The 13,554-nt window shown below is 70.3% G+C and carries 12 protein-coding genes; 4 read left to right on the top strand and 8 right to left on the bottom strand.

The window, feature by feature from the left end; translation table 11 throughout:
- The first annotated feature begins 48 nt into the window (after nt 1-48).
- Nucleotides 49-633, top strand: a complete 585-nt coding sequence (locus ACIHCQ_RS25575) for an isochorismatase family protein (protein WP_399666630.1) — start codon at nt 49-51, stop codon at nt 631-633.
- A 37-nt stretch (nt 634-670) separates the two neighbouring features.
- On the opposite strand, the gene ACIHCQ_RS25580 is transcribed toward ACIHCQ_RS25575, so the two are convergent.
- Nucleotides 671-964, bottom strand: a complete 294-nt coding sequence (locus ACIHCQ_RS25580) for a hypothetical protein (RefSeq protein ID WP_399666633.1) — start codon at nt 962-964, stop codon at nt 671-673.
- Nucleotides 965-1,086: 122 nt separating this feature from the next.
- Entirely contained in the window at nt 1,087-3,477 is a 2,391-nt protein-coding gene (locus ACIHCQ_RS25585; protein ID WP_399666636.1) for an immune inhibitor A domain-containing protein, read from the bottom strand.
- A gap of 470 nt (nt 3,478-3,947) precedes the next feature.
- Between ACIHCQ_RS25585 and ACIHCQ_RS25590 the strand changes: the two genes are divergently transcribed.
- Nucleotides 3,948-4,244, top strand: a complete 297-nt coding sequence (locus tag ACIHCQ_RS25590; RefSeq protein WP_399666639.1) for a hypothetical protein — start codon at nt 3,948-3,950, stop codon at nt 4,242-4,244.
- Here the strand turns inward: ACIHCQ_RS25590 and ACIHCQ_RS25595 are convergent.
- A complete protein-coding gene (locus tag ACIHCQ_RS25595) occupies nt 4,230-4,871 on the bottom strand; it encodes an RDD family protein (RefSeq protein ID WP_399666642.1) in 642 nt (213 codons plus the stop codon). The genes ACIHCQ_RS25590 and ACIHCQ_RS25595 overlap by 15 nt on opposite strands.
- 124 nt (nt 4,872-4,995) lie before the next feature.
- The gene (locus ACIHCQ_RS25600) at nt 4,996-6,351 is read right to left on the bottom strand and encodes an RDD family protein (protein ID WP_399666645.1); all 1,356 of its coding nucleotides are present in this window, start codon (nt 6,349-6,351) and stop codon (nt 4,996-4,998) included.
- Between the two features lie 261 nt (nt 6,352-6,612).
- On the opposite strand from ACIHCQ_RS25600, the gene ACIHCQ_RS25605 reads away from it, so the two are divergent.
- On the top strand, nt 6,613-7,047 hold the full coding sequence (locus tag ACIHCQ_RS25605; RefSeq protein WP_399666647.1) for an SsgA family sporulation/cell division regulator: 435 nt from the start codon (nt 6,613-6,615) through the stop codon (nt 7,045-7,047).
- Between the two features lie 101 nt (nt 7,048-7,148).
- On the opposite strand, the gene ACIHCQ_RS25610 is transcribed toward ACIHCQ_RS25605, so the two are convergent.
- Nucleotides 7,149-8,570: an FAD-binding oxidoreductase gene (locus tag ACIHCQ_RS25610; protein WP_399666650.1), complete on the bottom strand. Its 1,422-nt coding sequence runs from the start codon at nt 8,568-8,570 to the stop codon at nt 7,149-7,151.
- A 109-nt stretch (nt 8,571-8,679) separates the two neighbouring features.
- On the opposite strand from ACIHCQ_RS25610, the gene ACIHCQ_RS25615 reads away from it, so the two are divergent.
- Nucleotides 8,680-10,224: a tetratricopeptide repeat protein gene (locus ACIHCQ_RS25615; RefSeq protein ID WP_399666653.1), complete on the top strand. Its 1,545-nt coding sequence runs from the start codon at nt 8,680-8,682 to the stop codon at nt 10,222-10,224.
- Nucleotides 10,225-10,268: 44 nt separating this feature from the next.
- On the opposite strand, the gene ACIHCQ_RS25620 is transcribed toward ACIHCQ_RS25615, so the two are convergent.
- From ACIHCQ_RS25620 to ACIHCQ_RS25630, 3 genes are all read right to left on the bottom strand, one after another.
- Nucleotides 10,269-10,919, bottom strand: a complete 651-nt coding sequence (locus ACIHCQ_RS25620; protein WP_399666656.1) for a class F sortase — start codon at nt 10,917-10,919, stop codon at nt 10,269-10,271.
- Nucleotides 10,920-11,003: 84 nt separating this feature from the next.
- Nucleotides 11,004-11,384: an LPXTG cell wall anchor domain-containing protein gene (locus ACIHCQ_RS25625; protein WP_399666659.1), complete on the bottom strand. Its 381-nt coding sequence runs from the start codon at nt 11,382-11,384 to the stop codon at nt 11,004-11,006.
- A gap of 71 nt (nt 11,385-11,455) precedes the next feature.
- The gene (locus ACIHCQ_RS25630) at nt 11,456-13,492 is read right to left on the bottom strand and encodes a sensor histidine kinase (protein WP_399666897.1); all 2,037 of its coding nucleotides are present in this window, start codon (nt 13,490-13,492) and stop codon (nt 11,456-11,458) included.
- Nucleotides 13,493-13,554 lie beyond the last annotated feature (62 nt).

Here is a 13,554-nt window from a genome sequence, read left to right on the forward strand (position 1 = left end):
GGCACACCGCCACTCCCCACCGCCACTCCCCACCGAAGGACACCCGCCATGCACCGCGCCTTGATCGTCGTGGACGTTCAGAACGACTTCTGCGAAGGCGGCAGTCTCGCGGTGACGGGGGGCTCCGATGTCGCAGCCGCCATCACGGACCTGATCGGCCAGTCCCAGGCGGGCTACCGCCATGTCGTCGCCACCCGCGACCACCACATCGAGCCGGGCGACCACTTCTCGGACCACCCGGACTACGTCGGCTCATGGCCGCCGCACTGCGTCGCGGGGACGGAGGGGGTGGGCTTCCACCCGAACTTCGCGCCGGTGGTGGCGTCGGGCGCGATCGACGCGGTCTTCGACAAGGGCGCGTACGCGGCGGCGTACAGCGGCTTCGAGGGCGCGGACGAGAACGGGGCGACGCTGGCGGATTGGCTGCGGGCGCGGGACGTCACCGAAGTGGACGTGGTCGGCATCGCGACGGACCACTGCGTACGGGCGACAGCGCTGGACGCGGTGCGCGAGGGCTTCGCGACGTCGGTGCTGCTGGACCTGACGGCGGGGGTCTCGCAGGAGACGACGGGCAGAGCGCTGGAGGAGTTGCGGGGCGCGGGCGTGGAGCTCACGGGCAAACCGGTCGTCTAGGAAGTCCAGAAAGCCTGGGAAGTTCAAGACACAGAACCTAGACGCCCCGCAGCAGCGCTATCGGGTGCCACAGCTCCTCCGGGCGGCTGCGCCACAGCAAGCCGTCCGGGTGGTGCAGCACCGCCGTGATCTCGTCCGGCGTCGGCGGCTCCGCGTTGCCCCGCAGATACACCGCCCGCAGGCCCACGTTCCGTAGTCGCGTCAGCGCTCTCGCCCGGTTCACCGCGTGGACCAGGAACCGCACCGTGCCGCCGTCGCCGAGCGGGCTCGGGACGCTGAGCGCCACCACCACGCTGCCGTTCGGCAACTTGCTGAAACCTCCGCCGGCCATGCGGAACCACTCCCCCGTAAGTGCGGTGTCAATAAGAATCTCGCAAGACGCACCTAAACACGATCGGCCGCCGCCCGCTAGAGGGCTACGGCCGATCATGCTCTGACCTGCGGTTATACGGGTTACCTCGTCGAGGGACCGACCTTGACGGTGATCGTCTGGCCGCTCAGCGGCTCGCTCACGATCGAGATCTTGGTGTTGGTGTCAGTTACCTGCACACTGGCGTTCGGATTCTCCGGGTACCAGTACACGCCCTTACGGTCATCGAAGACCGGGTTGCCCCACTGCGGGGCGATCCGCCGCGCCACGCCCGCCTTGTGCAGCGTGAACCCGTCCGTCGGCCACAGACTGAACGGCGAGTCGAAGGTCTGGATCCGGTTCCGCATCAGCGTTCCGTCCGCCCACTTCAGCGGCTTGGCGTGCGCGTCCACCGGCAGGAGCAGGCCCCGGCCCGGGTGGGCACTGACGTTGTTGTCCTTCTGGGAGGTGTCCCAGAGCCAGATCATCAGGCCGTTCTGATACGGGAAGTGCTCGACCCAGGCGTTCTTCGGCGCCGGGAAGCCGAAGTTGTACGGGCCGACCTTGAGCGTCTTGTCGTAACTCACGTACTGGCGGTTCTCGGCGATGTAGTACTGCTCGTACTCCTTGGTGAAGGACGCGCCGACCCGCGAGAACCCCTTCGAGGTCCAGCCCGCGCTGTCGCCCTCCGACCCCTCCGCGTTGTCGGTGAACAGCGCCGCGCCGTCCGCCCGCACGCTCAGGCCGTCCGCCGCGAACCCCTTGCCGCCCGTGGACCCGTCCGTCTGGTAGCGGAAGCGGACGTCGATCTTCTGGCCCGCGTACGCGTCCAGTGAGTACGCCAGCTTCTTGTACGCGCCCGAGACGCCCGTCAGCGCCGGCTTGCCGCCCCCGTCGCGGGTGATCGGCGCGCCGTCGGCCGTGCCGTCCACCGGCGTCCAGTCCGCGCCACCGTCCGTCGACACCTCGGCGTACAGGTAGTCGAAGTTGGTCTCGATGTCCCACCAGCCCGAGAGCTCCAGGGACGCGGTGGACCTGCCGGTCAGGTCGACGGGCCGGGACAGGGTGTTCTTGAGGTCGTCACCCATGTCGCTCCACCACTGCTTGGAGCCTTCGGCAGGGGCCACGACCGTCGTGGTGACCGGCTTCTTCGGCAGCTCGACAACGAGCGCCTGCGGCTTCTTGGTGTTGTACTCCGACACACCCAGCGTGTGGAGGGAAGGCGTCGCCGCCTTCGCCGTGGCGTAGTCGAGCCAGCCCAGCTGCAACTTGTCCCAGGCGGTCATATCGCCCGGCAGGTCGCCGATGGCTTCCTTGCCGGTACCCAGCCAGGAGCCGGACGACATCAGGGACCAGAAGGCGGTGGAGTTCTCGCCGCCGCCGGAGGTGTCGTAGTGGTCGGGCAGGCCGAGGTCGTGGCCGTACTCGTGCGCGAAGACACCGAGGCCGCCGTTCTCGGGCTGCATGGTGTAGTCGCCGACCCAGATGCCGGTGGACCCGACCTGGGCACCGCCGGACTTGTTGTTCGCCGGGCCGGTCTTGCCCCTGTCCGTGCCGTACGCGTACCAGCGGTGCGCCCACAGGGCGTCGGTGCCCTCGGTGCCGCCGCCCGCCGACTCGTCCTCGCCCGCGTGGACGATCTGGAAGTGGTCGATGTACCCGTCCGGCTCGTTGAAGTCGCCGTCGTGGTCGAAGTCGTCGCGGTCCCACTGGTCGTACAGGGACAGGTCCGCCTTGATCTGCGCGTCCGTACGGCCCTTGGCCTTCTGGTCCGCGGCCCAGGCGGTGACGCCGTCCTTGACCGTGTCCCAGACGTTGGCGCAGTTGGCGTCGCCGCAGTAGTTGGACCCGTAACGGGCCTCGTTGTAGTCGACCTTGACCCAGTCGGAGACCGCGCCCTCGACCGAGTAACGGCCCGAGGAAGCCCTCTCGTAGTAAGTCTTCAGCGACTCCTTCTGCTTGCCGTCCTTGGCCTTGCCGCTGCCGAAGTAGAGGTCCTGGAAGTGCTGCTGGTTGTAGTCCGCCTGCCAGGCCGTGGAGTTGTCCAGCGTGCGGTCGGGCTGGGCGATCGCGTTGTGCAGCGGTCCTGGAGTGCCGCCGTACTTCTTGATGGGCGGCTTGGGCCCCGCGCCGTCCGGGTCGAACATCGTGGTGTCGTCGACCTTGTCGCCGAACTCCACCAGGATCGTGAAGATCTTGTCCGTCTTCTCCCGGCCGAGCTCGACGTACTTCTTGTCGCCGAGCTTCACCACGTTCGAACCGTCGCGCCGCTGCACGGTCGCGTCACCGGAGATGACCCGCTCCAGCGCCGACTGGCGCTGCTCGGCCCGCTGCTTACTGAAGGGGCCCTCAAGGTCGTGCTCGACCTGGCCCTTGCGCGGTGCCGGGTCGTGGCGCTCGATGGCCGCGGGATCCGACGACCGCGAAGGCGGACTGTCGGCCGCCTGGGCGCTGGTGAACGCCGAAGCGGTCGCGGCTGTCGTGGCCAGAGCCACGAGGACCGCGGACGCTCTGACGGTCCTGGGCGTTCTGATTGTTCTGATCTTTCGTCGAGTTGTGGTCACTTGGTGCTGTCCCTCCCCCGCGCTCCGCCCCCAACGGACCGGATGTGGGATCATCCGCGCGCGGAGTCGCGTCACAAGTGACGCCATTCGACCGGAGTTACCGCAGAAAAGACAGCCCTTGACTCGGACAAGCCAACTGCACTAAGCGGAGGCTCAGTTCCGGCATCCGGACACCGTTCAGGTGCCTCAGGGTCCGTCCGGCTGCCGGCTGCGGGCGCATGAAATGAAACAGTTGACCGAACTAATGACCCAGTGCGCCCCCCGTGCACCGGAGTTGCGGCTCCGCTGGGTAAGGTCACGCTTACCTCCGGTTCCTCCCGGGCATTCACCGTCGTAGAGTCACTTGACAGTCCGACCGTTGAGAGACAACCCCCGACAATGTCCCGAGGACGGATCCCGTCATGCCGCGTCCGACTGCCGCACAGCTCGCCTTTGGTTCGGCCACCGTCGTTTTCTCCACCCTTGCCTTACTACTGCTCACCGGTACGACAAATGGCGTCGCGGTAGCCGCGATCGCCGTCTCCGGGATGGCGCTCGGTCTGGTGGTCGCCGTCGCCCTGCCCATGGGCGCCAAGAAGCGGACCGCTTCCGCCGGCTCCATAAGCAATTTCACCGGCCGGGGATCCATGCCGGCACCCACACCCCGGGCGACCACCGGAGCCGACTCCAGGATCGGCGAGCACTCACTGCGCCGCTGACACCACCACTGTCTTGCCCGCCTTGTCGTGCCAGCCCTGCTTGTACGGCCTGTCGGTAAGAATCGTCACCATGATGACGAGCCACCAGACGCAGAAACAGCAGAGCAGCGCGGGCACCCAGAGCACCACGGCCCGAAGCAGCGAGGAGCTGACGTCCGGCACGCTCCCGTCATTGAGCATGGCGACCCGGATCTTCATCAGCTGCTTGCCGACCGTCTGACCGTGCTGCCTGGCCGTCAGGAACGTGTCGTAGCCGACATACGCGAGCAGGGAGATCAGCGACCAGAGCCACTGCCTGCCGGTGTTCACCTGTTCGGTGATCTCGTCCCAGCCGTCGCCGTCGTCCATCGTGACGTCCAGACCGCCGAAGATCAGGGACAGCACCGCCAGCGGTACGAAGACGATGAGCCCGTCGATGACGCGGGCGAGGAACCGCCTGCCGAAGTCCGCGAGCGGCGGCATCCCGGCGAGCGGGTCGGTGCCGCCGGGCGCCGCGCCGTAGGCGCTCGGATCGTACGGCGGAAGCTTGTCGCCGCCGGACGGCGGGGTGGGCTCCTGCGGCGGCGGTTTCTTTCGGAACGGGTCTTCCTCGGGCGGCTCACCGGGCGGCGGCTGATCATTCGTCATGGGGGCAGTGCACCCCGCCCCGCAGGCCCCCGCAACGGCTCGCACGCCGTTCGGGGGAACCTGATCATCCGGTCGATCAGCCGGTTGCTGAGCCGGTTGCTGAGCCGACTGCTCAGCCGGTTGCTCAGCCGGTTACGAAGGTGCGTGCCGCCTTGTCGTGCCAGCACTGCCGCCACGGGCGGTCGAACAGGCACCACAGCACATTGAGCACGCCCACGGCCAGAATGCCCAGCACGCCGTAGACGAGCCAGCGGCGCAGCGCCGCCCCGAAGGACGGGGGCTCGTGGGACTCGATACCCCAGACCGTCAGACCGCAGAGCTTCTTGCCGAGGGTGCGCCCCCACCTGGCGGTCGGCAGCGCCTCGTACAGCGTTCCGATGAGCAGCAGGGCGCCGACGATGATCGCGAGGTGGACCGCGGTGGTGGAATCGACCAGCCAGACCGTGACCGTTTCACCCGACAGCTTGGCCGCCTCGATCTTGTCGTCGATATGGGCGCGCGCCCGGGTGACGACCGGTACGGCGGCGGCGCCGACGAGCGCGCCGAGCAGCAGCGTGTCGATCAGCCGCGCGGCCAGCCGCTTGCCCAGCGATGCGGGACGGGCCGCGGCCTGGACCTGGGCGGCGGCCATGAAGGGGTCGGTGACCGGCGGCTTCCAGGGCAGGACCGCGCGTGCGGACTCGGCGGAGCCCCCGAGCGAGTGGGCCTGCTGGGCCCAGGAGGCGGAGCCGCCGCCGGAGCCGTTGGTGACGGGGGCCGGGGCTTGGGGCTGAGCCTGCGGCTGGGCTTGCGCGGGCACGTGCGGCTGCGGCTGCTGGGTCTGCGGCTGCGCGGGCGGGGTGACGGGAGTCGGTGCGCCGCCGCCGTGGCGCAGGGCGCGGATGGAGACGGTGCCTTCGGCGGGGGGCTGAGGCCGCGGCAGCGGTCGCGGTCGCGCCTGCGCCGGGAGCTCGCTCGCGCCAGGACCGGCACCGGGACCCGCGCCGGGGCGCACCGCGCGGATCGTGACCGTACCGTCAACGGGAGGCTCGCCCGTCTGCGCGGCCGGACCCTGCGAGCGGACGCCGGGCAGGGCACCGCCCGTCGGGTCCGCCGCGCGCGGGTCGGCGGGCGGCGTACCGGGTCCGCCGCTCTGGTCGGGACGGTTGGGCGTACGCGGATCCTGGCCGCTGCCGACGCCGCTTCCGCCTCCGCTTGCCCAGCCTTCCTGGCGCGAGACGTCGGCCTGCCACGCCGTGGCGGGTTCCGGGCGGGACGGCTCGTCGCTCACTTCCTCGTCGAAGAAGACCGGACCGGTCTCCTCCATGGCCGCCGAGCCGGGATTCCTGGGCAGCGGCTGGCCCATCTCCGGTCCAGGACGGCTCGTACCGGGCACCCAGGCCCCGCCGTTCCAGTACCGGACATACCCCGGAATAGAGGGATCCGGATAAAAACCTGGCGTGGGGCTGCCGTCGCCGGTCGCCGGGGTGGGGGCGCTCATCACCGTGGTCCCGTATCTCCTTGAGGCCTTAGTTCAAGAAATTCAAGGCTCCACATCTATCAGACCCTCGCCCACCCCTGCGCCGCTCCTTCTGTAACGACCACCTACCGGTCGGGGCCGCGTCGCGGAAATTTGCTGCCCAAAGTCGCGTCATAGCCGCCGGGGAAGGCGCTCTCTCCCTGTGCGACGACCGCTGCGCCGGTCCTCGCACCGAGGAGCTCGTACAGATGTACGGGACATTCAGGAAAGGAAGAGCCTGTCATGAACACCATGGTGGAGCGCGAGCTGGAGCTCACATTCGTACTGTCGAGCGACCGCAGGGTCCCTGTCCCGGCTCGGCTGATCTACCGCACGGACGACCCCTACGCCGTGCACATCACCTTCCACACCGCCTCCGACCACCCCGTCCACTGGACCTTCGCCCGCGAACTGCTGGCGGAAGGGTTGTTCCGCCCGTCCGGGACCGGCGATGTCCGGATCTGGCCCGCCACGCCCGATGACCGCGGCGCGCTCCTGCTGGCGCTCAGCTCTCCGCAGGGTGAAGCGCTGCTGGAGGCGTCCGCGGCAGTGGTGTCCGGGTGGCTGGAGCGGACGCTGCGGCTGGTTCCGCCGGGCGCCGAGTCCGAGCGGCTCGGGATGGACAACGGCCTCGCCGAGCTGTTCGCGTCGTCGGAGGGCGAGAGCCAGTCGGGGTGAATGCGGGGCGGGCGGTCGGTCGGTGACATACGTATGAGTGATGAATTCGATGGAGTGTCCGCCGGGGTCGTCTGTACAGACCCCGCGGCCTCCGTAGTGACTCAGAAGAGTTTCCCGGGGTTCAGGATGGACAGCGGGTCGAACGTCTGCTTGATTCCGCGCTGCATCTCCATGCTCACCGGGCCCAGTTCGCGCGCCAGCCATTCTTTCTTCAGTACACCGACGCCGTGTTCGCCGGTGATCGTGCCGCCGAGTTCCAGGCCGAGGGCCATGATTTCCTCGAACGACTCGCGGGCGCGCCGGGATTCATCGGGATCGTTGTGGTCGAAGCAGACGACGGGGTGGGTGTTGCCGTCGCCCGCGTGCGCGCAGACGCCGATGGTCAGGTCGTACTTCTCCGCGACGGCGGCCGTGCCCTCGATCATCGCGCCGAGCTTCGAGCGCGGTACGCAGACATCGTCGATCATCGTCGCCGTTTTGACGGCCTCCAGCGCGGGGAGCGACATCCGCCGCGCCTGCAGGAGGAGTTCGGACTCGGCCACGGTGTCGGCGGGAACGACCTGGGTGGCGCCCGCCGCCTCGCACAGGGCCCCGACGGCGGCCAGATCGGCTGCGGGGTCGGGCGTGTCGAAGGCGGCGAGGAGCAGCGCCTCGGTGGTGTCCGGGAGCCCCATGTTGCCCATGGCGTTGACGGCCCGGACGGTCGTACGGTCCATGAGTTCGAGGAGCGAGGGAGTGTGACCGCGCTCCATGATCGCGCAGACCGCCTCGCAGGCGGCGGCCGATGAGTCGAACTCGGCGGCCAGCACGAGCTGCGCCGGCGGCTGGGGCCTGAGCGCGAGCACCGCTTTGACGATGATGCCGAGGCTGCCCTCGGAGCCGACGAAGAGCCGGGTGAGGTCGTAGCCCGCGACGCCCTTGGCGGTGCGGCGGCCGGTGGTGAGCAGGCGTCCGTCGGCGAGTACGACGTCCAGGCCCAGTACGTACTCGGCGGTCACTCCGTACTTGACGCAGCACAGGCCGCCGGACGCGGTGCCGATGTTGCCGCCTATGGTGCACATCTCCCAGCTGGAGGGGTCCGGCGGGTAGTACAGACCGTGTTCGTTCACCGCGCGGGACAGGACGGCGTTGATGACGCCCGGCTCCACGACCGCGATCCGGTCGACCGGGCTGATCTCCAGGATCCGGTCCATCTTGATCAGGGACAGCACGATGCAGCCGTCGGAGGCGTTGGCGGCCCCGGACAGGCCGGTGCGGGCGCCCTGCGGGACGACGGGGACGCGCAGCTCGGTCGCGGTGCGCATGATGTGCTGGACCTGCTCGGTGGTGCGCGGCAGGACTACGACGGCGGGGATGCCCGCGGCGCAGAAGCTCGCCATGTCGCGTCCGTACGAGGCGGTGATGTCCGGATCGGTGATCAGGGCCTCGGGCGGCAGACCCGCGCGCAGCCGGTCGACAAGCAGCCGGTCGACGAGTAGCTGGTCGGGCAGCGGCTGGTCGGGCAGGTGAAGATCGTCGTCCATGGTTCCAGCGTCGCACCCGGCGGCCATCGGTGTGAACCCGTCTGCATTCCGCCGCACCAGGCCGAGTGCGTTCTTCGTATTGGCTGATCATTGACGCACAGTGAGCGCCATGAAGGGCATGAAGAGCGAAACCGTGAAGAACGCGGCCATCAGCGCACTGGTCGGCGCGACGCTGGTCGCCGGGGTGATCACGCTCGCGCCCCGCGGCGGCGAGGACGTCACCGAGCCCGCGCCCGGCCCGGCCGCGCGCGGCATGGCCGCGGTGGGCGCGGGAGCCCCCGCCTCACCCGCCGAGCTGACCGCGCTCATCGCGGACCGCGAGCGGTGGCTGCGGGCGCACCCCCGGGACGAGGAGTCGTGGGCGGTGCTGGGCTCCGCGTATACGGAGCGGGGCAGGTGGCTCGCGGACGCGGCGTACTACCCGCGGGCGGAGGCCGCGCTGCGGCGCTCGCTGGCGGTGCTCCCGGCGAGCGCGGGGAACGTCGACGCGCTGGTGGGGCTCGCGGCGCTGGCCAACGCCCGGCAGGACTTCACCGCGGCCCGGTCCTGGGGCGAGAGCGCCCGGAAGCGGAAACCGAAGCGGTGGACGGTGTACCCGGCGCTGATCGACGCGTACCACGGGCTGGGCGACTACCCGGCCGCGGTCAAGGCGCTGGAAACGCTCCAGAAGCTGCGCCCGGGCGCGCAGACGATGGGGCGTACGGCGCAGAGCAACCGGTACCAGGGCTGGCGCGAGGACGCGGCGGCGGCGGCGTACAACGCCGCGGCGGTCGCCGAGACCCCCACGGAGAAGGCAGCGGCGCTGCACCGGATGGGTGAGCTGTCCTGGGAGCGCGGCGAGCCGGCGGAAGCGATGGGGCACTACGACGAAGCGCTGCGGCTCGTACGCGATCACCATCCGTCGCTGGCGGGGCGGGCGCGGGCGCTGGCGGCGCTGGGACGTACGGAGGAGGCGTTCCGCGACTATCAGGCGGCGCTGGGGCGGGCGGCGCTGCCCGAATACGTGCTGGAGGCGGGCGAATTGTACGAGTCGCTGGGGCTGGACGGGGACGCGGCGACGCGGTACGAGCAGCTGCGCGCCAAGGCCGGGACCACCGGTGTGAATGACGCGCTCGTGCTGGGGCTCCTGGAGGCGGACCACGGGGATCCGGGCGAGGCGGTGCGGCTGCTGGAGGCCGAGTGGGCGCGCAAGCACCGGAGCGTGTACGTCGCGGACGCGCTGGGGTGGGCGCTGTACCGGGCGGGCAGAGCGCGGGAAGCGCTGCCGTACGCGAAGCGGGCGATGGACCAGGGGCTGCGGAGCGCGCTGTTCGCGTACCACCGGGGCGAGATCGAGCGATCACTGAAGCAGCTCGGCCCGGCGCGGCGGCACTTGGCGGAGGCGCTGCGCATCAACCCGTACTTCTCACCGCTGCTGGCCCCGGTGGCGGAGGACGCGCTGGAAGCGATCGGGGAACCGCCGGGGGGCGGGCCGAAGAAGGTGGCCGACGAGGAGGTGGCCGACGAGGAGGTGATGCCGGTGGGGGTGGCTGATCCGCCGCCCTTGCCCTCGCCCTTGCCCTCGCCCTCGCCTTCGTCCTTGCCTTCGTCCTTGCCTTCGTCTTCGCCGTCGTCTTCGCCGTCGAGTTCACCGGGGGAGGCGGGTGGCGACTGATACGCCGGGCGTGGGGCGCCCGGCGCGGACCGCCGACGTGCCGGTCAGGCCAGCGTGGCGTAGACGATGAGGTTGTCCACCGGGTGGCCCTCGCTGTCGAAGGCTCCGGAGCAGGTGATCAGACGCAGGTCGCGGTCGTTGGTCGCGCCGTAGACCCTGTCGGTGGGGAACGCGTTCTTCTTGACGATTTCCGTGGCGGTGACGGTGAAGTGGGCGCTCTTGCCCGCCGCGTCGCGTACGACGACGTCCGCGCCCTTGGTGAGCTTGCCGAGGTCCTGGAAGACGGCCTTGCCGAAGCGGGTTTCGTTGTGACCGATGATCACGGCGGCTCCGGGCTCGCCCGGGACGGCTCCGCCGGTGTACCAGCCGGCGGTCATGCCCTTCTCGGCGGGCGGGACCTCGACCGTCTGGTCCGCGTTGAGGCCGAGCCGCATCAGGGAGCTCTTCACGCCGATCGACGGGATGGACACATCGGCGGGTTCGGTGGCATTCGTCGACGCCGGGAGGGACGGGGACGAGGACGAGGACGGGGTGCGCGACGCGGCTCCGGAGGTGGCCGAGTCGGCCGAGTCGGCCGACGTCTCCCCGGCCGCGTCGGCCGAGCAACCCGTCAGGCCGAGGCAACCGATGCTGACAACCGCGGCCAGGGTGCGGGCGGTGCGGGCCCACCGTGCCCGTTGGTGCGTACGCGACATGAACTCTCCAGATTTGCAGGAGTCTTGGGCAAGGGGACGGCGCCGCCCGGAGGCGGCGCCGTTGTGGTTCGGTGCGAGGGGGTGTCAGCCGTTGTTGCGGCGGCGCACCACGAGCGTGGCCGCGCCCGCGACCAGGGCGAGACCGGCGGCCGTTCCGACGAGGGTGACGGTGTTCCCGTTACCGGACCCGCTCTCGGTCGACTCCTCACCGGCGTCGACACCGCCACGCGGCGCTTTCTCGGCGGACTGTCGCTTGTCGGCCTCCATCTTCGCGGCCTGTTCCTTGGAGAGCGGCTCGGGCGTCGCGTCGGCGGGCACCGCGGTGGGTGCCGTGGTGGGCGCCTCGCTGGCCGTTCCGGGGGCGGGAGTGGGAGTGGCGGCGAAGGCGGCCGTGGACGGCACGATCAGCGCGCCGACCGCGACGGTGGCGAGGGCGAGGGCACGCAGGGAAAGGCGGTGAGACATGTGGGGTGGCTCCATTCCAGCTAGGGCCTTGATGGCACTCGTCATGCTGGCGTGAAGTTATGAAGAACCTGTCAGAACGCTGTGGTCTTCGCATCAGCCCCCGAAGCCGCGCCGTCCTCGTCCGTACGCGCACCGATCGGGATCCGCAGGGTGAACACCGAGCCTTCCCCCTTTGTGCTCACCGCATGCACTGTGCCGCCGTGGGCCTCGGCGAGTTTCCGTACGATCGCGAGTCCCAGGCCGCTGCCGCCCATCCGGCGGCTGCGCGACTTCTCCGCGCGCCAGAAGCGGTCGAAGACGTGCGGAAGGTTCTCGGCCGCGATGCCCTCGCCCGTGTCCTCCACGTCGACCACCACCATCCCCACTTCCTCGTACGCGCGCAGGGTGACGCTGCCGCCGGACGGGGTGTGGCGTACGGCGTTGGAAACCAGATTGCCGACCGCCTGCCGCAGCCTGACCGGGTCAGCGCTCAGCTCGGGCAGCTCGAACGCGGAAGCCGGGGCCGCCGTCAGCGTGACCCCCGTCCGCTCGGCCAGGCCCTGGTGCGCCGCCGCGACCTGTGCCAGCAGGTCCTCGATCCGGACCGGTTCGGGATGCAGGCGCAGCGCTCCCGCGTCCGCCTCCGCCAGGTCCTGGAGGTCGTCGATGATGTGCTGCAACTGGACCGCCTCCTCCAGCAGGGAGGAGACGAAGGCGGTGTCCAGGTCGGCGATGCCGTCCTGCGCGCCCTCCAGCCAGCCCCGGATATTGCTCAGCGGGGTGCGCAGTTCGTGGGCGACATCGCTGACCAGCGCCTTGCGCTGGACCTCCATGCGCGCACGGTGCGCCGACATGTCGTTGAAGGCCGCGGCCAGCCGCCCGACCTCGCTGTCCGCCCTGACCGGTACCGGGACGGAGGCGGCGTCGGAGTATCCGCCGTCCTTCATACGCTGCGCCGCGCCGGTGAGCGCGAGCAGCGGGCGTACGACCCGGGTGGCGGCCAGCATGGACGCCCCGACGGTGAGCGCCAGGATGAGCGCCGCGGCGCCCGCGATACGGGCCGTGTTCGCGGGCGACAGGTCGAAGCCGGGGACGGTGGCGGAGTCGGGGTCGCCGATGAACAGCAGCGCGGGCGCGGCGACATAGGAGCTGAGCTGTTCGCGGCGTGCGGTGGAGACGCAGGACGCCACCGCACGGTCGTCCACTTCGTCGCCGAGCTCGGCAGGCGACGGGGTGTCGCTCGGCACGGGCTGTGGGGCGACGGTCGGCGGGAGCGTCGGCCTGAGCCGCGCGGACTCATCGGCCGCCGCGTCGGCCTCTTCTTCTTTGTCCTGTCTGGCCTTCTCGGCGGGCCCGGGATCGTCCCGCAGCCCCGGGGCCCTGGCACCCAGCCGCCAGGAAAGGCCCAGGCTCAGCTTTACGCTCTCCACGTCCTGGCGGTCCAGGCACTCGTTCGCGAGCTTGTTGAGCGCGGTCAGCGCCTTGTCCTCGGTCGCGGTGGGTTCGTCCAGCTCGCCCGTCACGCACTTGGTGGTGGACGCGATGCCTTCGGGGTCGTTGCCCACGAGCTGGATGCTCGGACGCCCACTCGGGCTGTCCACGATGTCCGAGGCGATGCCGTACTCGCGCAGACACTCCACCCCCCGGGCCGCGATCTCCCGCAAGCTGGCTTTTTCCGCCTTCGGCAGCCGGAACGGGCCGACGGCGCGCGGGTCGATGCGGTCCTCGGCGGACTCGGGACTGCCGACGGTCCCGGCAGCCAGGACGGTGTCCGGGGAGAACGGGTCCACGATCGCGGAGACCTGGGGCGGCAGCGGGGGCGGCGAGTCCTGGGTGGCGGAGTCGGCGATCGGCGCCCCCTGCTGGGTGGTCAGGGCGATGCGTCTGCCGGTTTCGCGCGCCAGCTGGCGTACGGTCGCGTCGACTGCGTTCCACTGGGGGTTGGCCGCCGCGTAACCGAGCAGGGTGTTGTAGATCCGGGCGTCGTCGGTGAGGTTCTGGCCCTGCTCCTGCTTGATCGCGCCGGAGGTGGTCTGTACGGCGAGCCACGCGGTCGCGCCCACCGAGCAGGCGGCGACCAGCGCGGAGACGGCGAGCAGCCGGCCGAGGAGGCTTTTGCGGAGCGGCAGCCGCTTGCCCTGTTTGGGCTGCTTGCCGTGCCTGGCCCGCTTGCCCTGCCTGGTCGGCTTGT

This window comes from Streptomyces sp. NPDC052236 (assembly GCF_044548015.1).
Taxonomy (GTDB): Bacteria; Actinomycetota; Actinomycetes; order Streptomycetales; family Streptomycetaceae; genus Streptomyces.